Annotated in this window: 16 protein-coding genes; 3 read left to right on the forward strand and 13 right to left on the reverse strand. The window is 74.7% G+C overall.

The features are described 5' to 3' along the window. Positions 1 to 76 precede the first annotated feature (76 nt). Both ACIQD7_RS27615 and ACIQD7_RS27620 read right to left on the reverse strand, forming a co-directional pair. Complete coding sequence (locus ACIQD7_RS27615; RefSeq protein ID WP_121831594.1) at positions 77 to 424, reverse strand: hypothetical protein; 348 nt, start codon at positions 422 to 424, stop codon at positions 77 to 79. 172 nt (positions 425 to 596) lie between these two features. Beyond that, on the reverse strand, positions 597 to 2,777 hold the full coding sequence (locus ACIQD7_RS27620) for an ATP-dependent DNA helicase UvrD2 (RefSeq protein ID WP_402445068.1): 2,181 nt from the start codon (positions 2,775 to 2,777) through the stop codon (positions 597 to 599). A gap of 158 nt (positions 2,778 to 2,935) precedes the next feature. Here ACIQD7_RS27620 and ACIQD7_RS27625 point away from each other — a divergent pair, with 158 nt between their 5' ends. After that, a complete protein-coding gene (locus ACIQD7_RS27625; RefSeq protein WP_062752343.1) occupies positions 2,936 to 3,178 on the forward strand; it encodes a mycoredoxin in 243 nt (80 codons plus the stop codon). 93 nt (positions 3,179 to 3,271) lie between these two features. Here the strand turns inward: ACIQD7_RS27625 and nudC are convergent, their stop codons facing one another. The 5 genes from nudC to ACIQD7_RS27650 all read right to left on the reverse strand — a co-directional run bounded on the left by nudC (position 3,272) and on the right by ACIQD7_RS27650 (position 14,062). After that, positions 3,272 to 4,255: an NAD(+) diphosphatase gene (gene nudC / locus ACIQD7_RS27630; protein ID WP_402445196.1), complete on the reverse strand. Its 984-nt coding sequence runs from the start codon at positions 4,253 to 4,255 to the stop codon at positions 3,272 to 3,274. Between the two features lie 64 nt (positions 4,256 to 4,319). Then, positions 4,320 to 5,738 (reverse strand): dipeptidase, encoded by a 1,419-nt coding sequence (locus ACIQD7_RS27635; protein WP_402445070.1) that lies wholly within the window; start codon positions 5,736 to 5,738, stop codon positions 4,320 to 4,322. 10 nt (positions 5,739 to 5,748) lie between these two features. Next, positions 5,749 to 9,249, reverse strand: coding sequence for a UvrD-helicase domain-containing protein (locus ACIQD7_RS27640; protein WP_402445072.1), 3,501 nt, complete (start codon positions 9,247 to 9,249; stop codon positions 5,749 to 5,751). Positions 9,250 to 9,800: 551 nt separating this feature from the next. Further along, the gene (locus ACIQD7_RS27645) at positions 9,801 to 13,454 is read right to left on the reverse strand and encodes an ATP-dependent helicase (RefSeq protein ID WP_402445074.1); all 3,654 of its coding nucleotides are present in this window, start codon (positions 13,452 to 13,454) and stop codon (positions 9,801 to 9,803) included. A gap of 185 nt (positions 13,455 to 13,639) precedes the next feature. Then, the gene (locus ACIQD7_RS27650; RefSeq protein WP_402445076.1) at positions 13,640 to 14,062 is read right to left on the reverse strand and encodes an MGMT family protein; all 423 of its coding nucleotides are present in this window, start codon (positions 14,060 to 14,062) and stop codon (positions 13,640 to 13,642) included. Between the two features lie 230 nt (positions 14,063 to 14,292). On the opposite strand from ACIQD7_RS27650, the gene ACIQD7_RS27655 reads away from it, so the two are divergent. Together ACIQD7_RS27655 and ACIQD7_RS27660 are read left to right on the forward strand one after the other, a co-directional pair. Next, positions 14,293 to 16,962, forward strand: coding sequence for a lysylphosphatidylglycerol synthase domain-containing protein (locus ACIQD7_RS27655; RefSeq protein WP_402445078.1), 2,670 nt, complete (start codon positions 14,293 to 14,295; stop codon positions 16,960 to 16,962). A 122-nt stretch (positions 16,963 to 17,084) separates the two neighbouring features. Then, entirely contained in the window at positions 17,085 to 18,659 is a 1,575-nt protein-coding gene (locus ACIQD7_RS27660) for an alpha/beta hydrolase (RefSeq protein ID WP_402445079.1), read from the forward strand. A gap of 120 nt (positions 18,660 to 18,779) precedes the next feature. On the opposite strand, the gene ACIQD7_RS27665 is transcribed toward ACIQD7_RS27660, so the two are convergent. From ACIQD7_RS27665 to ACIQD7_RS27690, 6 genes are all read right to left on the reverse strand, one after another. Continuing rightward, positions 18,780 to 19,145, reverse strand: coding sequence for a PRC-barrel domain-containing protein (locus tag ACIQD7_RS27665; protein ID WP_121831587.1), 366 nt, complete (start codon positions 19,143 to 19,145; stop codon positions 18,780 to 18,782). A gap of 142 nt (positions 19,146 to 19,287) precedes the next feature. Next, a complete protein-coding gene (moeZ, locus tag ACIQD7_RS27670) occupies positions 19,288 to 20,466 on the reverse strand; it encodes an adenylyltransferase/sulfurtransferase MoeZ (RefSeq protein WP_402445081.1) in 1,179 nt (392 codons plus the stop codon). 63 nt (positions 20,467 to 20,529) lie between these two features. Further along, on the reverse strand, positions 20,530 to 21,276 hold the full coding sequence (locus tag ACIQD7_RS27675) for a spherulation-specific family 4 protein (protein WP_402445083.1): 747 nt from the start codon (positions 21,274 to 21,276) through the stop codon (positions 20,530 to 20,532). Next, a complete protein-coding gene (locus tag ACIQD7_RS27680) occupies positions 21,264 to 22,235 on the reverse strand; it encodes an NAD(P)-dependent oxidoreductase (RefSeq protein ID WP_121831584.1) in 972 nt (323 codons plus the stop codon). The genes ACIQD7_RS27675 and ACIQD7_RS27680 overlap by 13 nt, the downstream gene beginning before the upstream one ends. Before the next feature lie 142 nt (positions 22,236 to 22,377). After that, positions 22,378 to 23,892: a hypothetical protein gene (locus tag ACIQD7_RS27685; RefSeq protein ID WP_402445085.1), complete on the reverse strand. Its 1,515-nt coding sequence runs from the start codon at positions 23,890 to 23,892 to the stop codon at positions 22,378 to 22,380. Beyond that, positions 23,885 to 25,537, reverse strand: coding sequence for a glycosyltransferase (locus tag ACIQD7_RS27690; protein WP_402445086.1), 1,653 nt, complete (start codon positions 25,535 to 25,537; stop codon positions 23,885 to 23,887). Before ACIQD7_RS27690 ends, ACIQD7_RS27685 begins: the two co-directional genes overlap by 8 nt. Between the last annotated feature and the right edge of the window lie 311 nt (positions 25,538 to 25,848).

A 25,848-nucleotide genomic window follows, 5' to 3' on the forward strand; every position in this document is an offset into this window, starting at 1 on the left:
CGTTCGGGGACAAACAGAAGGGCCGCGGATCCCGGGTGGGGTTCCGCGGCCCTGAAGGCGCCTGCCTGATCCTGGATCAGGCTGGATCACTCCAGGGTTCGAGCCCACGGAAGGCCCACATCGTGTGGTGCGTCGTCTGCTGCTGGGTGCCGGCACCGGTCGCCGCAAAGGCATAGGCCTTGGCCTTGCCCGCTGCTCCTGCTTCCAGTGCCTTGGTCGGTCGCTCGTTGCGCAGGCCCACGGAGGGGCGAAGCTCCAGGGCGCCGGGCATACCGAGGCCGGAGAGACCGGTGGTAGGCAGACCGGTGCCAATGAACGCCGAGGCGGAGAGGCCGAGCGTGCAGGCGGAGACGACCGAGCGATCGGTCATTTTGGCGGTGCTGACGAAGCTGGCGGTGCTGGTCTGAATCGTGTAGCTGATCACTGGAATCGCCTCCTCTCGGCGTCTCGGAGGGCTCGGGTGCGAGCCGGACCCTCATGTTTATTTGGACAAGTACAGCACGAAGACAGGGCTTCGAAGAAGCCGCCGTTTCCGTGGTTAAGAACCTATGGGGCTTGACGGGGCGGGCGCAAACTATTTTTACGACGAGTTTTCCTCAGAGCTCGCCGACCCCCTTCCCTCCCTCCTCACCTGCGCAGATGGCCAGGACGTCGGCTCCGAAGCGGTTCAGCTTGCGGGTCCCGACGCCGGAGATCGAGGCGAGCTCTCCGCCGGTCGCGGGGACCCGTTCGGCGATCGCCATGAGGGTCTTGTCGGTGAAGACGCAGTAGGCGGGCTGGCCGAGTTCGCCCGCCCGCTCGGCGCGCCAGTCGCGGAGCCGCTCGTACAGGCCCTCGTCCATGTCCGAGGGGCAGTCCTCGCAGCGCATCAGCTTCATCGCGCCCGCCTCGGTGAGGGTCGCGCCGCAGACCCGGCAGAGGACGGGGCCGCGCGGCCTGCGCCGGGCGGCGCCGGTCCCCCGCTCGACGGAGGCCGGGCCGCCGCCGTGTCCCGGGGCGCCGAGGGGGCCGGAGCCGGGGCGCAGGCCCTTGAGGAAGCGGGTGGGGCGCCGGGAGGCCCGGCCGCCCGGGGAGCGGGAGAGGGCCCAGGAGAGCGTGAGGTGGACCCGGGCCCGGGTGACGCCCACGTACAGCAGGCGGCGCTCCTCCTCGACCTGCTCGTCGGTCTTGGCGTAGGTGATCGGCATCATGCCCTCGGTGAGGCCGACCAGGAAGACGGCGTCCCATTCGAGGCCCTTGGCCGCGTGCAGCGAGGCGAGGGTGACGCCCTGGACGGTCGGGGCGTGCTGGGCGGCGGCCCGCTCGTCGAGCTCGGCGACCAGGTCGGAGAGGGTGGCGCCGGGTCGGGCGCGGACGAAGTCCTCGGCGAGCCGGACGAGGGCGGCGAGGGACTCCCAGCGGTCGCGGACGGCCCCGGAGCCGGCGGGCGGCTCGGTGGTCCAGCCCTTGGTGGAGAGGACCGCCCTGACCTGCGCGGGCAGGTCCTCGGCGTCGTCGAGGAGGGAGTCGTTCCCCCCGGCGCGGGCCGCGCCGCGCAGGGCGATGCCCGCCTCCCGGACCTCCTGGCGCTCGAAGAAGCGCTCGGCGCCGCGGAGCTGGTAGGGCACCCCGGCGTCGGCGAGGGCCTGCTCGTAGATCTCGGACTGGGCGTTGATCCGGTAGAGGACGGCGATCTCGCCGGCCGGGACGCCGGCGGCGATGAGGTCGCGGACGCGGCGGGCGGTGCCCTCGGCCTCGGCGGGCTCGTCGGCGTACTCCGTGTGGACCGGCTCGGGGCCGGGGTCGCGCTGGGAGATCAGCTCCAGGCGGTGCTCGGCGGCCCGGCCGCGGGCCTGGGAGAGCAGTCCGTTGGCCAGGTGGACGACCTGGGGGGTGGAGCGGTAGTCGCGGACCAGTTTGACCACGGTGGCGCCGGGGTGCCGGGTGCGGAAGTTCAGCAGGTGGTCGGGGGTGGCGCCGGTGAAGGAGTAGATCGTCTGGCTGGCGTCGCCGACCACGCAGAGGTTGTCGCGGTCGCCGAGCCACAGGTCGAGCAGCCGCTGCTGGAGCGGGGAGACGTCCTGGTACTCGTCCACCACGAAGTGCTGGTACTGGCGGCGGACCTGGTCGGCGATGTCGTGCCGGTCCTGGAGGATGCCGACGGTGAGCAGCAGCACGTCCTCGAAGTCGATCACCGAGCGGTCGCGCTTCAGCTGCTCGTACGTGGCGTAAATCTGGCCGATCTCGGCCGGGTCGCGGGGGGCGTCCCTGAGGGACTTGGCGACGACGGCCGGATAGTCGGCGGGGACGGTCTGGGTGACCTTGGCCCATTCGATCTCGCCGGTGACGTCCCGCAGCTCGTTCCGGTCGAGCCGGATGCGGCAGCGGGCGGCGGCCTCGGCGACGAGCTGGACCTTCCGCTCCAGGAGCCGGGGCAGGTCGCCACCGACTGCTTTCGGCCAGAAGAACTGGAGCTGGCGGAGGGCCGCGGAGTGGAAGGTGCGGGCCTGGACGCCGCCCGCGCCGAGCTGCCGGAGCCGGCCGCGCATCTCGCCCGCGGCGCGGTTGGTGAAGGTGACGGCGAGCACGCCGGCGGGCTGGAGGACGCCCGCCCGCACCCCGTACGCGATCCGGTGGGTGATGGCCCGCGTCTTGCCCGTGCCGGCTCCCGCGAGGACGCACACCGGGCCGCTCAGGGCGAGCGCGACCTCGCGCTGCTCGGGGTCGAGTCCGTCGAGCACCGCGTCGGCCGTCTCCGGCACCTGGGGGAAGAGAGTGGAGTGCGTCGCTGCTGTCACCCCGCCATGCTGCCAGGTCCCCCGGGGCCGGTGCGCCGGGTTGTCCACAGGCGGAGGGCTGCGGTCGTACGAATGCGGGAATGGGACGGAGGGGTCGTACGTTCTCCTGTGCGGACCCGTCAGCGAACGCGAACGAAGAACCAGAGGAGCGCCTGGCCATGCAGGGCACTGTGACGATGTACAGCACCACGTGGTGCGGCTACTGCCGTCGGCTGAAGAGCCAGATGGACCGCGAGGGCATCGCGTACACGGAGATCAACATCGAGCAGGACCCGGACTCGGCGGCGTTCGTCGAGAAGGCCAACGGCGGCAACCAGACCGTGCCGACCGTGCTCTTCCCGGACGGCTCCACCCTGACGAACCCGAGCCTCGCGCAGGTCAAGCAGAAGATCGGCGCCTGAGCCTCCGTCGCCCCTTCGGGGTGGCCGAAAAGAGCCCCTGCCGGACACGCCGTCCGGCAGGGGCTCTTTCACGCGCGCGAAAGGCCGCGCGGGTCAGATCACGTCGCCCGGCTTCGGGAGCGGTCTGCCGTACCAGCGCTCGATCAGGCGGGAGGCGATCGAGATGCCGTACGGGGGGAGGACCTCGCCGCTCTCGAAGCCGGCGGCCAGCTCCTCGCGGGAGAACCAGCGGGCCTCGTGGATCTCCTCCCCGTCCACGGTGATCTCGGAGGAGGTGGCGCGGGCGAAGAAGCCCAGCATCAGGCTGGACGGGAAGGGCCAGGGCTGGCTGGCGACGTACTCGACCTCGCCGACCGTGACGCCCGCCTCCTCGAAGACCTCGCGCACCACCGACTGCTCGATGGACTCCCCCGGCTCGACGAAGCCGGCGAGGGTCGAGAAGCGGCCCTCCGGCCAGTGGACCTGGCGGCCGAGCAGGGCCCGGTCGTGCTCGTCCGTGACCAGCATGATCACTGCGGGGTCGGTGCGCGGGTAGTGCTCGGCGCCGCAGGCCTGGCAGCGGCGGATGTGCCCGGCCGCGGCGATGACCGTGCGCTCGCCGCAGCGCGAGCAGAAGCGGTGGAGGCGCTGCCAGTTCTCCAGGGCCACGGCGTGCACCATCAGGGCGGTGTCCCGGTCGGAGAGCAGCATCCCGGCCTCGCGCAGCCCGGCGGGGCGGGCGGACTGGTCCATGCGGCCGGGCAGGGAGTCCTTCTGGAGCGCGAAGTAGGAGACCCCGTCGGCGTCGGTGCCCAGGAAGTAGCGGTGGGTCTCGGTGACCGGGGCCTCGAACGCCGGGGTCATGACCAGCTCGGTGGTGCCGTCGGCCCGGTCGTCGATCAGCACCTGGCCGCCGGAGACCACGAAGACCCGGGTCGTGGGGTGGCTCCAGGCCGCCGCGAGCCACGCCTCGTCGAGGCGGTGGTGGGCGGCGCGGTCGATGCCGCTCGGGGCGGTGAGCGAGATCGGGCGGTCCGCCGACGCGTGCGCCGGGGCCGGGGCGCCCGGCGCGTTCTCCGGGGCCGCCGCGTTGTTCAGGGCCGGCGCGTTCTTCAAGGTGCTCACAGGTTGCTTCCAACTCCCCCGGTTCGGTGTGGTGGGTTCAGCGCTCGGCGGCCTGGAGGGCGACGGGCAGGTCGCCCCAGAGATGAGCGGTCGTCTCGACGCCCTTCATGAGGAGATCGAGCTCGATCTTCTCGTTCGGGGCGTGCCAGCCGTCGGACGGGACGGAGATGCCGAGGAACAGGACGGGTGCCTCCAGGACGTCCTGGAGGTCGGCGGCCGGACCCGAGCCGCCCTCGCGGGTGTAGCGGACCTCGGCGCCGTCGAAGGCCCGGCTCATGGCCCCGGCCACCGCCTTCAGGGCCGGGTGGTCCAGCGGGGTCAGGCAGGGGCGGGTCGGGGCGCCGAAGACGATTCCGTACCGGATCCCGGCCGGGACGAGTCCGGCGAGCCAGTCCCGTACCGCGAGTTCGATCTTGGTCGGGTCCTGGCCGGCGACGAGCCGGAAGGAGAGCTTGAGGTGGGCGGAGGCGGGGACGATCGTCTTGCCGCCGGGGCCCTGGTAGCCGCCGCCGATGCCGTTGACCTCGGCGGTGGGGCGGGCCCAGACCCGCTCCAGGGTGGAGAAGCCGGCCTCGCCCAGGGTGCCGTGCGACTTGGCCGTGCGCAGCCAGGCCGCCTCGTCGAAGGGCAGCTCGGCGACGAGGGCCCGCTCGGTGTCGGTGAGCTCGGTCACGCCGTCGTAGAAGCCGGGGATCGCGACGCGCTCGTCGGCGTCGTGGAGGGCGGCGACGATCCGGCCGGCGACGGTCGCCGGGTTCGGCACGGCGCCGCCGAAGGAACCGGAGTGGACGTCCTGGTCGGGGCCGTACAGCTCGATCTCGCAGTCCGCGACCCCGCGCATCCCGGTGCAGACGGTGGGGGTGGTCTCGGACCACATGCCGGTGTCGGAGACGATCACGGCGTCGGCGGCGAGCCGCTCCGCGCGGGCCTCGACCAGCTCGCGGAAGTGCGGGGAGCCGGACTCCTCCTCGCCCTCGACCAGGAGCTTGAGGTGGACGGCGGGGGCCGTGCGGCCGGTGGCGGCGAGGTGGGCGCGGACGCCGAGGGTGTGGAAGAACACCTGGCCCTTGTCGTCGGCCGCCCCGCGCGCGTACATCCGGCCGTCGACCACGGTCGGCTCGAACGGGTCCGTGTGCCAGCCGTCCTCGTGGGCGGCGGGCTGCACGTCGTGGTGGCCGTAGACGAGGACGACCGGGGCGCCGGGGTCGTCCGAGGGCCACTCCGCGAAGACGGCGGGGGCGCCGGCGGTCTCCCAGACCTCGGCCGTCGCGAAGCCGGTCTCCTTGAGCTTGGCGGCGAGCCAGTCGGCGCTGCGCCGCACGTCACCGGCCCGCTCGGGCTGCGCCGAGACGGACGGGATGCGCAGCCACTCGGCGAGGTCGTCGAGGAAGGCGGCGCGGTGCCGCTCGATGTACGCGCGCACTGCGTGGACGGCGCTGTCCGGGGTCTCGCTCATACATATGAGCCTATCCGCCGTCCGGGGGTGCCCCGCCCAGCAGGATCGCCTCCAGCTCGGTGCGGCCGGGCAGCCGGGCGGGCCGGGCGACCTCGCCCGTCCGCACGTACACGAAGGCGGCGGCCACCTCCTCGGGCGCGAGGCCGTGCTGCTCGGCCCAGGCGAGCCGGTAGATCGCGAGCTGGAGCGGGTCGGCGCTGCGCGTCCGGCTGGTCTTCCAGTCGACGATCTCGTACGCACCGGTCTCCGGGTCCCGGTAGACGGCGTCGATCCTGCCCCGGACGACCCGGCCCGCCAGGGAGAGGTGCACGGGGACCTCGACGCGGTACGGGGTGCGGCGGGCGTACGGGGTGCGGGCGAAGGCCTCCTTCAGCTCGTCCAGGTCCCGCTCGTCGAGGATCTCGGGCTCGCCCGCGAAGTCCTCGCCGCCGGGCAGCTCCTCCGGGCCGAGGAACGGCAGCGGCAGCTCCTCGTGGCGGGACTCCACCCACGCGTGGAAGCGGGTGCCCCGGCGGGCGGCGGGCTGCGGCGGCTTCGGCAGCGGCCGGGCCAGCTCCCGCGCGAAGCCGTCGGGGTCGGCGGCGAGGTGCAGCACCTGGGAGGCGGAGAGGTACGGGGGGAGCAGGACGTCCCGGGTGGTGGCGCGGGCGCGGCGGAGCTCGGTGGTGAGGGAGGTGAGGTCGCGGTCCCAGGAGGCGATGGTCCTGGCGTCCTCGGGGGTGAGGGCGCCGGGGTCTTCCGGGGCCTCGGGGGGCTCGGGTCCTTCGGGTGCCTCCGGCTCCGGGGCCCTGGATGTCTCCGACTCCGGCTCCGCGGGCTCCTCGGGCTTCTCGGGCTCCGGGGCCCTCGGGCCCGGCACCGCGTCCGCGTGGGTGTCCTCGGGGAGGGCCTCCTCGTCCTCGTCCCAGACGGGCTCCTCGTCCCAGACCGGCTCCTCGTCCTCCCAGGGTTCCTCGGGGCGCGGGGCCCGGAGGGCGGGCGCCGCGCCCGTGGGGCCGCTCGCCTCCGTTCCGTCCTGCGGGGCGCCCGCCCACAGCAGGGACGTCACCCGCTCCGCGGCTTCCCGGCGGCGCGCGAAGGACTCCCGGTCCAGGGGCAGCGGCCAGGCCTCGTCGCGGTCCGCCGCCGCCAGGGTCGGGTTCTCCGCGTCCTCCTCCGGCGCATCCGCCCAGGCCTCGATCTCGCCGTGGCCGGCCTCGCAGTGGTCGTACAGGGCGAGGAGGAAGTCCGAGGGGCCGCGGGGCTTCTTCTGGCTCGGGCCCCACCAGTGGCCGGAGCCGAGGAGGAGGGAGCGGGGGCGGGTGAAGGTGACGTAGCCCAGGCGCAGTTCCTCGGTGTGCTGGTGCTCGCGCATGTCGGTCTTGAAGGCGGCGAGGGACTTGGCGTCCCAGGCGTCGATCGGCGGCAGCGTGGCGGCGTCGCCGCGCAGGGCGTGCGGCAGGACCTGCGGCTGGGAGGTCCACGCCTCGCGCGCGCGTGCGCTGGGGAACTGGCCGGTGACCAGGCCGGGGACGGCGACGACGTCCCACTCCAGGCCCTTGGACTTGTGGGCGGTGAGGACCTTGACGGTGTTCTCGCCGCCGGGCAGGGCGCTGTCGAGGCCCTTCTCGAACTGGACGGCCGTGCGCAGGAAGCCGAGGAAGGCGAGGAGGGTGGCCTCGCCGTCGAGGGAGGCGAAGCCGGCGGCGACGTCGAGGAAGTGACCGAGGGTCTCGCGGCGGCGGGCGGCGAGGGCGTGCGGGGACGCGGAGAGCTCGACCTCCAGGCCGGTGGTGTTCAGGACCCGGTGGAGCACGTCCATGAGGGGGTCGGCGAGGGAGGTGCGCAGGGAGCGCAGTTCGGCGGCGAGGCGGGCGAAGCGGACCCGGGCCTCGGCGGAGAAGGGCAGGCCGTCGTCGGGGGTGCCGCCGGAGTCGAGGAAGGTGTCGAGCGCGTCGGCGAGGGAGATCACCTCGGCCGGGTCGACGCCCTCGACGGCGGCGGCGAGCCGCTGCTCGGGGTCGGTCTCGCCGCTCCCCCGGTGGACCAGGAGGCGGGCGCGGCGGCCGAGGAGGGCGAGGTCGCGGGGGCCGATCCGCCAGCGGGGGCCGGTGAGGAGCCGTACCAGGGAGGCGTTGGCGCCCGGGTCCTGGAGGACCTCGCAGACGGCGACGAGGTCCGCGATCTCGGGCAGGTGGAGGAGGCCGGAGAGGCCGACGACCTCGACGGGCACGTCCCGGGCGACGAGGGCCGCGTGGATCGCGGGGAAGTCGGTGGCGGTGCGGCACAGGACGGCGATCTCGCCGGGCTCGCGGCCGGTGCGGACGAGGTGGGCGAGGGAGTCCGCGAGCCAGTCGAGCTCCTCGGCGTGGGTGGGCAGCAGGGCGATCCGTACGGTGCCGTCGTTCTCGGCGCCGGGGGCGGGCCGCAGCGCCTCCACGCCCGCGTGCATGGCCCGCAGGGGGGCGGCGAGGCCGTTGGCGAGGTCGAGGAGGCGGCCGCCGCTGCGCCGGTTCTCGGAGAGCGCGTAGCGGCTCGCGGGGGTGCCGTCGCCGTGCGGGAAGTGCTCGGGGAAGTCGTCCAGGTTGGCGACGGAGGCGCCGCGCCAGCCGTAGATGGCCTGGCAGGGGTCGCCCACGGCGGTCACGGCGTGTCCGGTGCCCTGGCCGAAGAGGCCGGAGAGCAGCAGCCGCTGGGCGACGGAGGTGTCCTGGTACTCGTCGAGGAGGACGACCCGGAACTCCTCGCGCAGGATCGTGCCGACCTCGGGCCGGGTGGTGGCGAGTTCGGCGGAGCGGGCGATCTGGTCGCCGAAGTCGAGCAGGTCGCGGGAGCGCTTGGCGGCGCGGTAGCGGACGACGAGGTCGAGCAGCTCGCGGCGGGCGGCGGCGGCCTCGGGGACCTTGCGCAGCTCGGCGTTGCTGAGCTTGGCGCCCGCGAGGGCGGTGAGCAGGTCGGAGTCGTACGCGCGGAGCCGGTCGGGCGGGACGAGGTGCTCGGCCAGTTCGGCGTCGAGGGCGAGCAGGTCGGTGATGAGGGTCGGGAAGGACCGGGTGAGCGCCGGGTACGGGCCGGGGGCCTCGCGGAGCACGCGCGCGGCGAGCTGGTAGCGGGTGGCGTCGGCGAGGAGCCGGGAGGTGGGCTCCAGGCCGATGCGGAGGCCGTGGTCGGTGAGGAGCTGTCCGGCGAAGGCGTGGTAGGTGGAGATGCGGGGTTCGCCGGGCGGGTTGTCGGGGTCGATCACGTCGGGGTCGGTGACGCCGGCGCGGACGAGGGCGGTGCGGACGCGCTCGGCGAGTTCGCCCGCGGCCTTGTTGGTGAAGGTGAGGCCGAGGACCTGCTCGGGGGCGACCTGGCCCGTGCCGACCAGCCAGACCACGCGGGCGGCCATCACCGTCGTCTTGCCGGAACCGGCTCCGGCCACGACGACCTGCGGGGCGAGCGGCGCGGTGATGCAGGCCGTCTGCTCCGGGGTGAACGGGATGCCGAGCAGCTCCTTGAGCTCCTCGGGGTCGCTGATGCGTGCGGTCACCGGAAGAGGCTAGCGGGGTGGTCCGACAGTGCGGGCCCGTACGGGGGTTCCTCCGCCGGGGGGCCGGGGCGCCCCGTACCGGGAGTTACGGGCGTCCGCCGCCGGGAGTTCCGGCGCGGGGCGCCGGAGCCCGCGGGTGCCGTGCCCACGCGCGCGTGACCGACCTCTCTTTCGGACGGGGCGTCACGCGCGTGGGCGGATCCGGGACGGGTGGGGGGTGCACGCGCGTGGCCGGTCCAGGGCCGGTGGGCTTCACGCGCGCGTGGTCGTGGACGCACCGGCGGGGGCTTCACGCGCGCGTGGCCGGTCCGGTCCTGGCGGACTTCACGTACACGTGGCCGGTCCGGTCCTGGTGCGTTTCACGTACGCGTGGCCGTGGACCGCACCGGCGGAGAGCTTTACGCGCGCGTGGCCGGTCCAGCCCTGGCGGGGGCTTCACGTACGCGTGGCCGTGGACCACATCGGCGGGGCTTCACTCGCGCGTGGGCGGATCCAGCCCCGGCGAGGGGCTTCGCGCGCGTGGCCGTGGGCCGTACCGGGGCCGGGTCCCGCTACTCGATCACGTGCCGGCCCTCCGGCCGGGCGCTGCACGAGGCGCGGAAGGAGCAGGTGGCGCAGTGCTGGCCGGTGGTGGGGGTGAAGCGCTCGTCGAGGACCCGGCCGGCGGCTCCGGCGAGCAGCTCCCCGACCCACTCGCCGGACAGCGGCTCCTGGGCCTGCACCTTCGGCAGGGCGTCGCCGCCCTCCTTCTTCGCGGCGGCCTGCCGCAGCTGTACGAGCTCGGCGCCGCCCGGCTCGGGGCGGCGGCCGTCGAAGACCTCGTCGAGGGCGCCCTCGCGGACGGCGAGCTGGTAGACGGCGAGCTGCGGGTGACGGGCCACCTCGTCCTTGGTGGGGGCCGACTTCCCGGTCTTGAAGTCGACGACGTAGGCGCGGCCCTGCGCGTCGGTCTCGACGCGGTCCATGGAGCCCCGGATGCGGACCTCGTACTCCCCCGCCTCCAGGGTCACGTCGAAGTCGTGCTCGGAGGCGGCGGGGGTGCGGCCCGCGCGGTCCATGACGTGCCAGCTCAGGAAGCGTTCGAGCGCCACGCGCGCGTTCTGCTTCTCCTGGGCCGACTTCCAGGGGGCGTCGAAGGCGAGGGCGTCCCAGACGGAGTCCAGGCGGGCCATGAGGACGTCGAGGTCGGCCGGAGTGCGTCCGGAGGCGACCTCGTCGGCGAGGACGTGGACGACGTTGCCGAAGCCCTGGGCGGCGGTGGCGGGCTCCGCGGCCTTGACCTCGCGGCCAAGGAACCACTGGAGCGAGCAGGTGCTGACGAGGTTGTCGAGGGAGCTGGGCGAGAGCGCGACGGGCCGGTCGCGCTCGCGGAGCGGGGCCGTGCTGCGCGTCGGCTCGAACAGGCCCCACCAGCGGTCCGGGTGCGCGGCCGGGACCAGCGGCTGGCCCTCGTCGTCGGTGAGGGCGGCGAGCTGGGCGAGGCGCCGGGCGGCGGCGTCCCGGAGCGCGGGCGAGGCGTCCGGGTCGACGGTGGTGGCGCGCAGCTCCGCGACCAGGGCGGAGACGGCGAGGGGGCGGCGGGGGCGGCCGGGCACGTCCTTCGGTTCCTCGCCGAACTCGGTGAGGAACCGGGAGGGCTGGTCGCCGTCCTCGGCGGCGGCCTTCACGGCGGTGACGACGAGCCGGTCACGCGCGCGCGTGGCGGCGACGTAGAAGAGGCGGCGCTCCTCGGCGAGGAGGGCGCCGGGGGTGAGGGGTTCGGCCAGGCCGTCACGGCCGATGCGGTCGGCCTCCAGGAGGGAGCCGCGGCGGCGCAGGTCGGGCCAGAGGCCCTCCTGGACCCCGGCGACGACGACGAGGCTCCACTCCAGGCCCTTGGAGCGGTGCGCGGTCATGAGGCGGACGGCGTCCGGGCGGGTGTGGCGGCGGGTGAGGGTGTCGGCGGCGATGTCCTGGGCGTCGAGCTCTTCGAGGAAGTTGACGACGCCCCGGCCGCCGACGCGCTCCTCGGCGCGGGCGGCGGTCTCGAAGAGGGCGCAGACGGCGTCGAGGTCGCGGTCGGCGTTCCGCCCGGCGGGGCCGCCGCGCAGGGCCGCGCGCTCCAGGCGGCCGGCCCAGGGGGTGCCCTTCCAGAGCTCCCAGAGGGCCTCCTCGGCGGTGCCGCCCGCGGCAAGCAGCGTCCGGGTGTCCCGCAGGAGCCTGCCGAGCCGCTGCACGCCGTGGGTGTACGCGGAGTCGTGGGCGACGAGCCGTTCGGGCTCGGCGAGCGCGCGGGCGAGCAGTACGTCGGAGGGCGGCGGCACCTTGTTCCCGGCGGCCCGCTCCTCGTCCCGCAGCGCCCGCCCGAGCCGCCGCAGGTCCGCCGGGTCGACCCCGGCGAGCGGCGAGGCGAGCAGCGCGAGCGCGGTCTCGGTGTCGAGCCACCCGCCGTCACCGTGGCGACCGGGGCCCGCACCCGAGCCTGACGCTCCGTCAGGCGCGGCTCCGTCAGAAACGGCCGCGTCAGGTGCGGTCCCGTCCGGAGCGGCCTCGTCAGGCTCGGTCCCGTCCGAAGCGGCCCCATCCGGAGTGACCCCGTCAGGAACAGCTCCATCAGGCACGATCCCGCCCGGAGCGGCCCCGCCCCGAGCCCCATCCCCCCCGGAGCCCTCCGCAAGAACGGCGTCCCCGGCATCGGCGGTCGCGTCGCCCCGTACCGGCTCCGCAGGGGCGCCGGGCGCCGGGACCGGCACGCCCGGCTCGGAGCCGGCCGGATCGGAGCCGCCCGCACCGGAGCCGACCAGCTCGGAGCCCCCCCGCTCCCCCGCCCCGGCAGGAACCCCCGCCCCCGACACCGCCCGGAGGGCGAGGAGCAGCGGGGCCACCGCCGGTTCGTGGCGGAGGGGGGTGCCCGCCGCGTCGGTCTCGACGGGGACGCCCGCCGAGGTGAGGGCGCGGCGGAGGGCCGGCAGGGAGGCGCCGGCGCGGGCGAGGACGGCCATGTCCTGCCAGGGGACGCCGTCCTCCAGGTGCGCGCGGCGCAGCAGGTCCGCGATGTTCTCGGCCTCCGCCGAGGCCGTGGGGTAGGTGTACGCCTCCGCCCGGCCCCCGTCCCGTACCGCCGTCAGCTCGCGGTGGGCGCGGACCCGGTCGGCGGGCAGCCGGGGCACCGGCATCCGCCGGGCGAGCTCCCGGGTCGCGGCGAGGAGCCGCGCGCCGGAGCGCCGGGAGGTGCGCAGGACCCGGACGGGCGCGCCGCCGAAGGAGGCGGGGAAGTCGAGGATGCCGTTCACGTCGGCGCCCCGGAACGCGTAGATGGACTGGTCCGGGTCGCCGAAGGCGACCACCGTGTCCCGGCCGCCGCCGCCCGCGAGCGCGTGGAGGAGCCGGACCTGCGCCGGGTCGGTGTCCTGGTACTCGTCGACGTACACCGCGTCGTACCGGGGCAGGGTGACGCTCCCGGCGAGCAGGACGGCCCGGTGGACCAGCTCCGTGTAGTCGAGGACGCCCTGGAGGTCGAGGACGTCGAGGTACTCGGCGAGGAAGCCGGCCGCCGCCTTCCAGTCGGGGCGGCCGACCCGGTCGGCGAAGCGGGCGAGGGCGTCCGGTTCGAGGCCCAGTTCCCGCGAGCGCGCGAGGACGGCCCGGACCTCGTCGGCGAAGCCCCGGGTGGTGAGGCAGGCGCGCAGTTCGTCGGGCCAGCGGACCCCGCCGAGGCCGCTCTTCTCCAGGTCGATCTGGCCGGCGAGCAGCTCGCGCACCGCGAGGTCCTGCTCGGGTCCGGAGAGCAGGCGGAGCGGTTCCGCGAAGAGCCCGGCGTCCTGGTGGGCGCGGATCAGGGCGTAGCAGTACGAGTGGAAGGTGGTCGCCTGCGGCGGGCGGCGGCCGCCGAGCCGGGCCGCCATCCGGTCGCGGAGTTCGACGGCGGCCTTGCGGCTGAAGGTGAGGACGAGGAGCCGCTCGGGGTCGGCGCCCTTCTCCATCCGGGCCGCGACCGCCTCGACCAGGGTGGTCGTCTTGCCGGTGCCGGGTCCGGCGAGGACGAGGAGCGGTCCGCCGTCGTGCTCAACCACTTCCCGCTGGGCCGCGTCCAGTCGAGGGGGATCCAGCGGGGCCGGCGCGGTGCGCACCAGTCGGTACGCGCCCGGGGTCCGCTGCCGTCCCGGACCCGGGTGCGGCTGTCCCTGGTGCGGCGGCGTACGCCGGGTGGTGGAGGAGGAGCTCACGTGGATCGCCGGTCCTGGTGGGTGTGGTGGTGCGGGTGAGGCGGCCGTGTGCCGTGGCCGCCCCGGAAGACGCGAACGACGACGTTACGCGAAGCCGGGGGGCGACGAGCCGTACTCCGCACCGCTTCCCGTACCGCGTCCGGTCCGTCCGTCCCGCCCGGCCCGCGCCTCCTGGGCCGATGCCCTCACGTGTGAGTTCCGGCACCCCCGGGGGCACCGCCGGCGTCGCTCCCGGCCGCGTCCGTGACGCCGTCCCACCGGGCCCGCCGCATGTCGATCCTGGGCACGTGCCCCTCGGACGCCGGACCCGCCTGCCGCAGCGGCGTGCCCTCCTCGCGGTAGTGGGCCAGGGCCCGGAGCTCGGCGCCGGGCAGCAGCGTGCCGTCCGCGCGGACCACGCGCCACCACGGCGCCGCCCCGCCGTACAGGGCCATCACCCGGCCGACCTGGCGCGGTCCGCCCTCGTCCAGCCACTCGGCGACGTCCCCGTAGGTCATCACGCGGCCCGGCGGGATCGCGTCCGCGACGTCGAGCACCCGCTCCGCGTACGGGGGCAGCTCCTCCACGTCCCCGGGCAGTCCCTCCGGCGCTCCTCCGGTCTTCCCCACGGGCCCCTCCACCCTCGTCCGTCCCGTCCCACGGGCCCCTCCGGGCTCCCGCGCCCCATCCTGCCTCACGCCACCGACATGGCCCTGATGCCTCCGCCCGGCGGCTCTTCGTGCCACCATCGTGCGGGCGGTGACTGGTGATACGAGATCAAGAGCGACGAGAGCGACACGTACGGGAACGCGTACGAGAACGAGAACGACACGGCGCGCGGGCAGAGACGGACATGGTGATGGGGCAGGACACGCAGCCTCCCGAGGAGGGCAGGGCCGACGTGCCCGAGCGGGTCTCCGGCGACGAACCGCTGCTCGCGGCCCGTGTCCACCGGCCCTCCGACCTGATGCGGCTGCTCGGCGGCCTGCTCGCGATCGGGCTCGTCCTCGCTGTCGCCGCGTTCGCCCACGCCACCACCTCCGGCCTGGAGAAGGACATCAACGAGGGCGCAGGCGGCGCCCCGGACGTCTTCGTCAGGATCGCCGGTCTCGTCTCCTCCATCGCCGTCCTGCTCGTCCCGGTCGCCTTCGCCATCGAGCGGCTGATCAAACGCGACGGGCTGCGGATCGCGGACGGCGTGCTCGCCGCCGTCCTCGCGCACGGCGTCACCCTCGCCACCGACCTCTGGGTCGCCGAGGCCGCGCCCGGCACGATCCGGGACGCGCTGACCCAGCCGCAGTCCGGGGGCGGCCTGACCGACCCGGTGCACAACTACCTCGCCCCGGTGATCGCGTATATGACCGCCGTCGGGATGGCCCGAAGACCCCGCTGGCGGGTGTCGCTCTGGGTGGTGCTGCTGCTCGACGCGTTCACCATGCTGGTGGCCGGCTACACCACGGCCCTCTCGATCGCCCTGACCGTCCTCATCGGCTGGACGGTGGCGTACGGCACGCTGTACGCGGTCGGCTCGCCGAACGTCCGGCCCACCGGACAGACCCTCCTCGCCGGTCTGCGCCGGGTCGGCTTCCGGCCGGTGACGGCGCTGCGCGCGGAGGGCGTGCCCGACGCCGCCGACAGCGGGGACCGGGGCCGCCGGTACATCGTGACCCTGGAGGACGGCCCGCCGCTCGACGTCACCGTCGTCGACCGGGAGCAGCAGGCGCACGGCTTCTTCTACCGCGCGTGGCGGCGGATCACCCTGCGGACGATCACCACCCGCCGCTCCATCGTCTCGCTGCGCCAGGCCCTGGAGCAGGAGGCGCTCCTCGCGTACGCGGCGATCGCCGCCGGGGCGAACGCGCCGAAGCTGATCGCGACCTCGGAGCTCGGCCCGGACGCCGTGATGCTCGTGTACGAGCACATCGGGGGCCGCAGCCTGGACGCGCTGGACGACGACGAGATCACCGACGACCTGGTCCGCAGCGCCTGGCGGCAGGTGAAGGCGCTCCAGTCGCGGCGGATCGCGCACCGCAGGCTCACCGGCGACGCCATTCTGGTGGATCGTTCCGGCAGGGTGGTCCTCACCGATCTGCGGGGCGGCGAGATCGCGGCCGGCGACCTGGTCCTGCGGATGGACGTCGCCCAGCTCCTGACCACCCTCGGCCTGCGGGTCGGGGCCGAGCGGACGGTCGCCGCGGCCGTCGAGGTGCTCGGCCCGGACACGGTCGCGGACTGTCTGCCGCTGCTCCAGCCGATCGCCCTGAGCCGCTCCACGCGCGCGACGCTGCGGAAGCTGGCGCGGGAGCGGTCGGCGCGGGAGCGGGAGGCCGTCCTCGCGGCCTCCGAGGCGGCCAAGCGCGAGCGGGAGCTCGCCAAGACCGAGGCCGCCGGAGCCACCGGGGCCGCCGTCGCGGACCGGGGCGTCGTGCGGACGGAGACGAAGGCCGAGACCAAGGCCGAGAAGAAGGCGGACAAGAAGGCCGAGAAGCGGGCCCTGGACACGGCGCTCGACGAGGCCCGCGAGGAGGACCTGCTCGCCCAGATCCGGCAGCAGGTGCTGCTGATCCGTCCGCAGGCCCCGGTGGAGCCGGTGCGCCTGGAGCGGATCAAGCCGCGGACCCTGGTCAGCCTGATCGCGGGCGCGGTCGCCGCGTACTTCCTGCTCTCGCAGATCGCCAGCACCCCGCTGTCGACGATCAGCCAGGCGGACTGGCGGTGGGTGGCGGCGGCGGTGCTGTTCTCGGCTCTGAGCTACGTCGCGGCGGCGATGAGCCTGCTGGGCTTCGTGCCCGAGCGGGTCGGGTTCTGGCGGACGGTGGTGGCGCAGGTCGCCGGCTCGTTCGTGAAGATCGTCGCCCCGGCGGCGGTCGGCGGCGTCGCCCTGAACACCCGTTTCCTCCAGCGGGCGGGGGTCCGGCCGGGGCTCGCGGTGGCCAGCGTGGGCGCCTCGCAGCTTTTCGGGCTCGGGGCGCACATCCTGCTCCTGCTCGCCTTCGGCTATCTGACGGGGACGGAGAAGTCGCAGTCCTTCACCCCGTCGAGGACGGTCATCGCCGGGCTGCTCACGGTCGCGGTGCTGGTCCTGGTGGTGACGGCGATCCCGTTCATGCGCAAGTTCGTGTCGACCCGGCTGCGCTCGCTCTTCGCGGGCGTGGTGCCGCGCATGTTGGACGTGCTCCAGCGGCCGGTGAAGCTGCTGACCGGCATCGGCGGGATGCTGCTGCTCACCGGCGCGTTCGTGCTCTGCCTGGACGCCTCGATCCGGGCCTTCGGCCACGACAGCCAGTCGATCAGCTACGCGAGCGTGGCCGTCGTCTTCCTCGCGGGCAACGCGCTCGGCTCGGCGGCGCCGACGCCGGGCGGTGTCGGTGCGGTCGAGGGCGCGCTCACCTTCGGCCTGGTGGCGGTGGGCCTCCCCCTGGAGGTCGCGACCCCGGCGGTGCTCCTCTACCGCCTCCTCACCCTGTGGCTGCCGGTCCTGCCGGGCTGGCTCTGCTTCAACTGGCTGACGAGGCGCGAGGCGCTGTGAGCGCCGGGGGGAAGCACCGGACGCCGTGACGCGAGGGCCGTCCCGGGCGGCCCGACACGCCCGGGCCACCCGCTTGGCCCCCCTCCCGCGCGAACGCGCGGGCGACGGCCCACCATGGATCCATGCCGACCTCCGCAGCCCACCGCGCCGCCCTGCTCGCCGCCACCGCCGTGCTGCTCGCCGCCGGGTGCTCGGACGGCGGGGACGACGCCGCGGAGCCGCCGAAGGAGTCGGGCCCCAGCGGCCGCCCGGCGCTGACCGCGCAGAAGCTGTCCTGGGCGCCCTGTCCGCCGCCGTCCGCGGCCGAGGGCGGCGGGCCCGCGCCGTCCGCGCTCCCCGGCGGCGGCTCCTGGGAGTGCTCCTTCCTCCAGACCCCGCTCGACTGGTCGAAGCCGGAGGGCGAGACCATCGAACTGGCCCTCATCCGGGCCCGCGCCCGGGACGCCTCCCGCCGGATCGGCTCGCTGGTCTTCAACTTCGGCGGCCCCGGCGGCTCCGGCATCACCGGCCTGCCGAGCTTCGCCGAGGACTACGAGACCCTGCGCGGCCGCTACGACCTGGTCTCCTTCGACCCGCGCGGGGTGGGCCGCAGCGACCCCGTCGAGTGCCTGGGCGACAAGGAGCTGGACGCGTACTACGCCCTGGACTTCACGCCCGACGACGCGGCCGAGGAGCGGACGCTGTCCGACGCGCAGAAGAAGTACGCGGCCGGCTGCGAGAAGGACTCGGGCCCCTCCCTGCCGCACGTCGGCACCGAGAACGCGGCCCGGGACATGGACCTGATGCGCCAGGTCCTCGGCGACGAGAAGCTGCACTACTTCGGCATCTCGTACGGCACGGAGCTCGGCGGCGTCTACGCCCACCTCTTCCCGAAGAACGTCGGCCGGGCCGTCTTCGACGCCGTCGTCGACCCGGAGGCGGGCGTCGAGGACGGCGCCCTCGGCCAGGCGAAGGGCTTCCAGCTGGCCCTGGACAACTTCGCCCAGGACTGCGTGGACCGGGGAGACGAGTGCACGCTGCCCGGCTCCAGTGTCAGCGAGATCGAGACCTTCATCACCGACCTCCTGGCGTCCCTCGACAAGAAGCCGATCGCCGGGATCGGGGACCGCAAGCTGACCCAGACGCAGGCCACCAACGGCATCGCGCAGGCCCTGTACTCGAAGGAGTTCTGGACCTATCTGGAGCAGGGGCTCGACGCGGCCGACGGCGGCGACGGGGCGCTGCTGCTCTCGCTCTCCGACTCGATGAACGGGCGCAGCCAGAACGGCTCGTACAGCAACATCCAGGCCGCCAACGCCGCCATCAACTGCGTGGACTTCAAGGAGCGCTACACCCTGGGCCAGGCGAAGGAGCGGCTCGGCGAGTTCCGCGAGGCCTCGTCCGTCTTCGGGGACTTCATGGGTTGGTCGCTCGCGGGCTGCTCGCAGTGGCCGGCGGCGGGGGCCTGGGAGCACCCGGACGTCTCGGCGCCCGGCTCGGCGCCGATCCTGGTGGTCGGCAACACCGGCGACCCGGCCACGCCGTACGAGGGCGCCCGGGCGATGGTGAACGCGCTCGGCAAGGGCGTCGGCGTGGAGCTGACGTACGAGGGCGAGGGGCACGGCGCCTACAACGGCGGCAGCGCGTGCGTGAAGAAGGCGGTGGACGCGTACCTGCTGGACGGAAACGTGCCGAAGTCCGGGACCGTCTGCAAGTAGCGCGGAATCCCAGGACGGCGAAATCGCGGAAAAGAAAAAGAGAATCGCCCGCCGGCCGGAAACCTTCGAGGTTTCCGGCCGGCGGGCGATTCCGGGGAAATTCGGGCCCCGACCCGGAGGTCAGATCCGCGGACCGTGGCCGTGGTAGTAGCCGCCGACCTGGTCGTGGTAGTCCCGGTTGCCGAGGTGCTTTTCCTTGTCGAACTCGGGGGCGCTCTTGATCTCGTCCTTGGTGCGGGCGACGTACACGGTCTCGTTGGCCGTGTCGACGTGCTTCACGGTGCCCGCCGGCAGCAGGACCTCCTTGCCGAAGATCCAGACGCCGGTGTCGACCACGAGGTACTGCGAGTCGACGTCGTTGGAGTGCTTGTCGACCTTCCCGATGTGGCCGTCGGTCGCCTCGACGCGGTAGCCCGTCAGGTCGGTCCCCGCGTCGTAGCCGGAGGCCGATCCGTAGTTCCACACGTTGTTTTCGGGGGTGGTCACGAGAATCCTCCTGAGACGAATGCGTTGTCCGGGGTCATCGGGTCCGGTTGTCCGACCGGCCCTGCACTCCGTCTCTCTCGGATTCCCGGAATCAAACCCGTGGATTTCCGCACCGCCCCCGAAAAGCGCGACGGCCGGTCGGTCAGTAGACCGGCTTCTCGGGCTCGATCTGGTGGACCCAGCCGATCACGCCGCCGCCGACGTGCACCGCGTCCGCGAAGCCCGCGGACTTGAGCACGGCGAGGACTTCCGCACTGCGGACACCCGTCTTGCAGTGCAGGACGATCCGCTTGTCCTGCGGGAGGTCCTGGAGGGCGGCGCCCATCAGGAACTCGTTCTTGGGGACCAGGCGGGCGCCGGGGATGGAGACGATCTCGTACTCGTTCGGCTCGCGGACGTCGATGATGTCGATGTTCTCGCCGTCGTCGATCCACTCCTTGAGCTGCTTCGGAGTGATCGTCGCGCCGGCCGCCGCCTCCTGGGCCTCCTCGGACACGACGCCGCAGAAGGCCTCGTAGTCGATGAGCTCGGTGACGGTCGGGTTCTCGCCGCAGACCGCGCAGTTCGGGTCCTTGCGGACCTTGACCTGGCGGTACTGCATCTCCAGGGCGTCGTAGATCATCAGGCGGCCGACCAGCGGGTCGCCCACGCCGGCCAGGACCTTGATGGCCTCGGTGACCTGGATGGAGCCGATGGACGCGCAGAGCACGCCCAGGACGCCGCCCTCGGCGCAGGACGGGACCATGCCCGGCGGCGGGGGCTCCGGGTAGAGGCAGCGGTAGCAGGGGCCGTACTCGGACCAGAAGACCGACGCCTGGCCGTCGAAGCGGTAGATCGAGCCCCACACGTACGGCTTGTTGAGCAGTACGCAGGCGTCGTTCACCAGGTAGCGGGTGGCGAAGTTGTCGGTGCCGTCGACGATCAGGTCGTACTGGCTGAAGATGTCCATCACGTTCTCGGCCTCGAGCCGCTCTTCGTGGAGGATCACGTTCACGTACGGGTTGATGCCGAGCACGCTGTCGCGCGCCGACGCGGCCTTGGAGCGGCCGATGTCGGACTGGCTGTGGATGATCTGGCGCTGGAGGTTCGACTCGTCGACCTCGTCGAACTCCACGATGCCGAGCGTGCCCACGCCGGCGGCGGCCAGGTACATCAGCGCCGGCGAGCCGAGGCCGCCGGCGCCGACGCACAGCACCTTGGCGTTCTTCAGCCGCTTCTGCCCGTCCATCCCGACGTCCGGGATGATCAGGTGGCGGGAGTACCTGCGGACCTCGTCTACGGTGAGCTCGGCGGCCGGCTCGACCAGGGGTGGCAGCGACACGGGGACTCCGGTGGTCGGTATGTCAGTACGGTTGTTCTCCCCGTAACACTGCCACGCCCCTTCTCATTCCGAGACACCCGGTCCGATCCGCGAGACGATTTCGTCCCAGTAGCCGGGCAGCGAGTGGAATGGCACGGTCTGTCCCGGAGGCCCCGTCCGGTCGGTGAAGAAGATCGTCCCCGCCCCCTGCCAGCGGGCGATCCGCAGGGCCTCGTCGAGGTGGGTCCGCGGGACGCCGTGCACGAGGTGGACGAACTTCGTCTCCGTGTGCTCGGCGGTCCACTCGGCCACCTGCGACCAGCGGTAGTCCGTCCAGGCGCCGGAGAAGGTCACCAGCTGGTCGGCGGTCTCGGCGTACCCCGGGTGGGGGTGGGTGCCGTGGCCGAGGACGAGGTGGGCCTCGCCGCCGAGGACGGTCTCCAGGGTCGCGCAGACCCGCCGCACCCCGGCCAGGTCGGCCCGGTCGGCGGGGCAGCGGTCCAGGTAGTAGCCGTCCACCTTGTACCAGTCGAGGAAGCGGTGGGCGTCCGTGACGAGTTCCCCGAAGGGCCGGGAGCCGTGGGCGGCGTCCAGGTGCCCGAGGACCCTGACCCCGGCGGCGCGGAGCTTCCCGGCCGCCTCCAGGCAGTGCGGGTCGGGGCGGCTGCCCGGCCCGTCCGCGACGTTGAGCACGGCCCAGTGGAGGGGGGTGCCGGGGCGGGTCAGCTCGGCCCATTCGACGGGGGCGAGCAGCGGGTGGGCGTAGCCGGGGACGCCCACCCCCAGGGCCTGGACCGCCCCGGTGGCCGCGGGGGTCGTCAGATGCGACACGCCGCCTCCATCCAGATGTCGGCGAGCGACTCCTCCAGGTTGATCCGGGGGCGCCAGCCGAGCCGGTCGCGGGCGGTGCGCACGTCGGCCTGCTGCCAGGGCCCGCAGCCGTCGGGATACGGGTAGGGGGCGGAGGCCAGTTGGTCGGCGATGGTCCCCTCGCTGCGGGGGGCGCCGATCATCGGGCGCTGCGGAATGCCGTGCGGGGCGTCCAGCTCGTTGAGGTTGCCGGAGTAGCCGGCGACCCGGGCCAGGACGGCGGCGGCGTCGCGGAGCCGGACCGCGCGGCCGGTGCCGATGTTGACGACGCCCTGGGCGGCGGAGAGCGAGGCCGCGTGGACGGCCCGCGCCACGTCCCGCACGTCGACGAAGTCCCGCTGCACGCCGAGTCCGCTGAGCTTGAGCTCGCCGTCCCCTGCCTGCATCGCCCGGCGCATCGCCTCGGCGAGGCGGCCGAGCGGGGAGCCGGCGGGGGTGCCGGGGCCGACGGGCGAGAAGACCCGCAGGACGACGGCGTCGAGGCCCGAGCCGAGGACGAGTTCGGTCGCGGCCAGCTTGGACACGCCGTACGGGCCGCCGGGGCGGGGCACGGCGTCCTCGGCGGTGGAGGAGCCGGGCTGGCTCGGCCCGTACTCCGAGGCGCAGCCGACCTGGACGAGCCGGGCGCCGCAGCCGCTGCGGCGCAGGGCCTCGCAGACGGTGGCGACGGCGACGGTGTTGTGCCGGGTCAGGTCGCGGGCGCCGCCGCGGGTGGCGCCGGCGCAGTTGACGACGACTCCGGGGTGGACGGCGTCGAGGAAGCGGGTCAGCGCGCCGGGGCTGCCGGACGCGAGGTCGAACCGCACGTCGGCGTCGTCGCCCCGGCCCAGGGCGGTGAGGTGGACGGCCGGGTCGGCGAGCAGCCGGTCGGCGACGAAGCGGCCGATGAAGCCGTTGGCTCCGAGCAGTAGCACCCTCATCGCGCGGCCCCTTCGTGCCGACCGGCCGTTCCTCGGGATTGCGGGGTCATGTTCTTTGTTCTCCTTGCGGGGTGGTGAGAGGGGTGGTGAGGGGGGCGGAGGAGCACGCCCGCGGCGTCGGCTCCGCGGGTGTGCGGGGGGTTCACGGGGTGGTGTGGGCCGAGGCCCGGGCGAGGGAGCCGGTCGCGTGGGCCAGGAGGCCGAGCGCGGCGGCGCCGCAGACGAGGGCGGGGACGGCCCCGGGGCCCCAGGCGTCGACGACGGCGCGCACCGGGACGGCGAGCGCGTCGAAGCCGGGGAGGGGGAGGCGGGAGGAGAGGACGCTCGCGAGGGCGAGCGCCTCGGCGGCGCAGGCCGCGGCGAGGGCGCCCGAGGCCGTCTCGGGGTGGCCGTGGACGGTCAGGAGCCGGGCGAGCAGGAGGAGCGCGCCGAGGGCGAAGGCCCCCGGACCGGCCCCGGTGGGGGCGAGGAGGGCGGCGAGGGCGAGGAGTTGGAGGGTCACGGTGCCGAGGAGCAGCGGCCGGACGGCGGCGGCGAAGTCGGCGAGGCCCCGGCTGTCGGCGATCCGGCGGCGGGCCCGGCGGGCGAAGAGGTGGGCGCACCAGGCGGCGGGGGCGACGGCGAGGGCGAGGCCCAGGAGGGGGCCGGGAGTGAGGTCCCAGGGCCCGTCGGGGCCGCCGGTGAGCACCTCCGCGAGGAGTCCGTCGCCGCCGGCCGCGTACGCCAGGAGCCAGAGGGTCCAGAGGCGGGCGGCGGGCACGGTCCGGCCGCCGGGCGCGCGGAGGGGGCCGCGCCGGACGGCGAGGAACAGCGCCGCGCCGAGCCCGAGGGCCCCGGCGGCGCCGACAGCGGTGCGCGCGGGCCCGTGGGTGAGGGCGAGTCCGAGCCCGGCGAGCGCGGCGACGGCGCCGGGCGCGAGCACGGCGAGCGCCCAGGGGGCGACGGGCTCGGTCCGGACGGCGACGGCGGCGGTCCCGGTCTCCTCCCGGCCGCGCGGCACGCGCGCGTACAGCTCCTCGGCGAGCGAGAAGACGTCCCGGTGCCGGTAGCGCGCGGCGGTCCGGTCGGTGAAGCCCCGGGCTTCGAGCCCGGCGGCCACCTCCAGGGGGTCGACGGCCCGCTCGCACAGCTCCCGGTGCCGGTGCATGAGCACTTTGACGGGATCGGCGGTGCCGTGGCGGGGTCGGGGGGCGGCCGGGGCGGCCTGCGCGGCCGGGGGCGCGGGCGGCGTGTCCGGGGCGGGCTCAGGGGCGTCCGGGACCGCCGACGGCTCGTCCTGGTCCTCGTCCTGGTTCCCGTGCTGGTCCTTGTCCTGGTCCTCTCCCTGGTTCCCGTACTGGTCCTTGTTCCCGTACTGGTTCCCGTACTGGTCCTCGCCCCCGTTCCCGCGCTCGTACGCGTCCCCGCTTCCGCCCCCGTGGGCGGTCGGCGGCCGGGGCGGTTCGGCGGACCGTTCCTCCTGGTCCTCCCGGAGGGCGGGGGCGGTCGGGTGGGGCCGCAGGGGGGGCGCCGCGGCCTGGGCTATCGCGGGCGGGGCGTCCTCGACGGTGCCGGCCGTGAGGGCGGGGGCGCCGAGGAGGACCTCGGAGCGGGCGTCCCGGGCGGTGGGGCCCGGCGGGGCGGCGGAGCCGCGCATGGGGTCGTCTCCTTCAGGCATCGGGGGCTCCTGTGCCCGCGGTCACGGCTCCGGGGTTCCAGCTGCCCGGCACGTGCGCCTCGGCGGGGTGGGCGAAGAGGGCTCCGTCGCCGGGGCGGTGGCGCACGGGGGCGCGGGAGAGGAGTTCGAGGTAGATGTCGCGGAACGCGGCCAGGTTCTGTTCGACGGTGAAGAGTTCGAGCGCGCGGGCGCGGGCGGCGGCGCCGAGCCGGTGCCGCCGTCCGGGGTCGCGCAGCAGCGCGAGGCAGGCGTCGGCGAGCGCCCGGGGGTTGCGCGGGGGGACGACGAGCCCGGTGCCGCCGATGATCTCGACGACCGCGCCGACGTCGGTCGAGACGGTGGCCCGTGCGCAGAACATCGCCTCGACGAGGCCGGCCGGGAAGCCCTCGACGACGCTGGAGAGGACGACGACCGCGCCGGAGGCGTACGTCTCCTCCAGGGTGGGGGCCTCCGGGCCGCCGAGCTCCTCGAAGGAGACGGGGTTCTCCCCGACCGCGTGCGCCCCGGCGGCCTCGTCGGGGAAGAGCTGCGCGGCGAAGCCCTTGCAGTGGGCGAGGTACGCGTCGTCGCCCGGGTCCCGCGCGGGGACGGCGACGATCCGCAGCCGGGCGTCGGGCTGTCGGGCCCGGATCTCGGCGAAGGCGTGCAGCAGGGCGATCAGGTCCTTGGCGGGTTCGGGGCGGCCGACCCAGACCAGGGTGGTGGGGTCGCCGCTCTCCTCGTCCTCGCCGACGCCGTCGAAGCGCTCGGCCGCCATGCCGGGGTGGACGGTGCGGATGCGGGCCCGGTCGGCGCCGCACCTCTCCTGCCAGCGGCGGGTGTGGGCGTTGCCGGGGGTGAGCAGGGCGGCCTGCCGGTAGACCTCGGCGGCGAGCCGTCCGTGGAGGGCGGCGAGCAGGGTGCGCAGGGGCGCGGAGCGGTCGGCGCCGGCGGAGGAGAGGTAGTGGGCGCGGAGCGGGACGCCGTACTCGGTGACGAGCAGCGGGGTGCCGAAGAAGCGGGTGGCCAGGAGGCCGGGGAGGGCGGTGGTGCCTCCGGCGGCGGCGTGGCAGAGGTCGGCGGCGCCGAGGGCGTCCTCCTCGTACCAGTCGAGGGAGAGGGGGCGCAGGACGCCCTCCAGGTGCTCGGCGAAGGCGAGGTGGTCGGGGAGTCCTGCGGCGGCCGCGCCCCGGCGTGCGCCGGGCGCGCGGCAGGCGGCTTCGAGGGCGCGGACGGCGTCGTCGGAGCGGAGCGCGCCGGGCAGTCCGCCGCGCTCGCGGGCGAGTTCCGCGAGCGCGTGGAGCCCTTCGGCGAAGAGGTCCGCGCCGGTCTCCTCCCCCTCCTCCGCGCAGAGGCCGGTGGCGAGCAGCTCGTACGCCTCGGTGAAGCGGCGGCGGTCGCGGCGGCCGTAGGCGCGGCGGGCGGCGCGGTGCGCGCCGAGCGCGGCGCGTTCGAGGAGGTTCCCGGAGGCGCCCCCGGGGTCGGCCGCGCGGACGAGCCGGGCGTGGGGGGGAAGCGGCAGGGAGGCGCCGGTGGAGGAGGGGCGGCCGACGGCGTACAGGTCGAACCGGTGCTGTCCGAGTCCGCGCACGAGCCGCTCGCACCAGACCCCGGACTCACCGACGGCGTACGGGTGGCCACCCTCCGTGAGCAGTGCGATCCGCACGCGTGCACCCCCGATCTCCCTTGACGGCGGCCACCGTTGGTCCGGTGACTCGCAGCGGGAAGAACGTAAACAAAGAAGTCGGTGGTGGGGGGGGGGGGGGGGGGGGGCGCCCCCCCCCGGGGGGGGCCCCTTGGAGTTTGTTTTACACCCCCCGCGCCGGGTGTGGGGGGGGGGGGGGCGGAGGGGCGGGGGGGGGGGGGGGGCGCGCCCCGCCGCGGCGATCCGCCCCACCGCGAAAGCGCCCCCCGCCAAACAAACCGGGGCCCCGGGCCCGCCCTCCCGGGCCCACAACAAGGACGTGTGTCGCACCA

The organism is Streptomyces sp. NPDC093071 (genome assembly GCF_044754545.1).
In the GTDB taxonomy this organism is placed as follows: Bacteria; Actinomycetota; Actinomycetes; order Streptomycetales; family Streptomycetaceae; genus Streptomyces.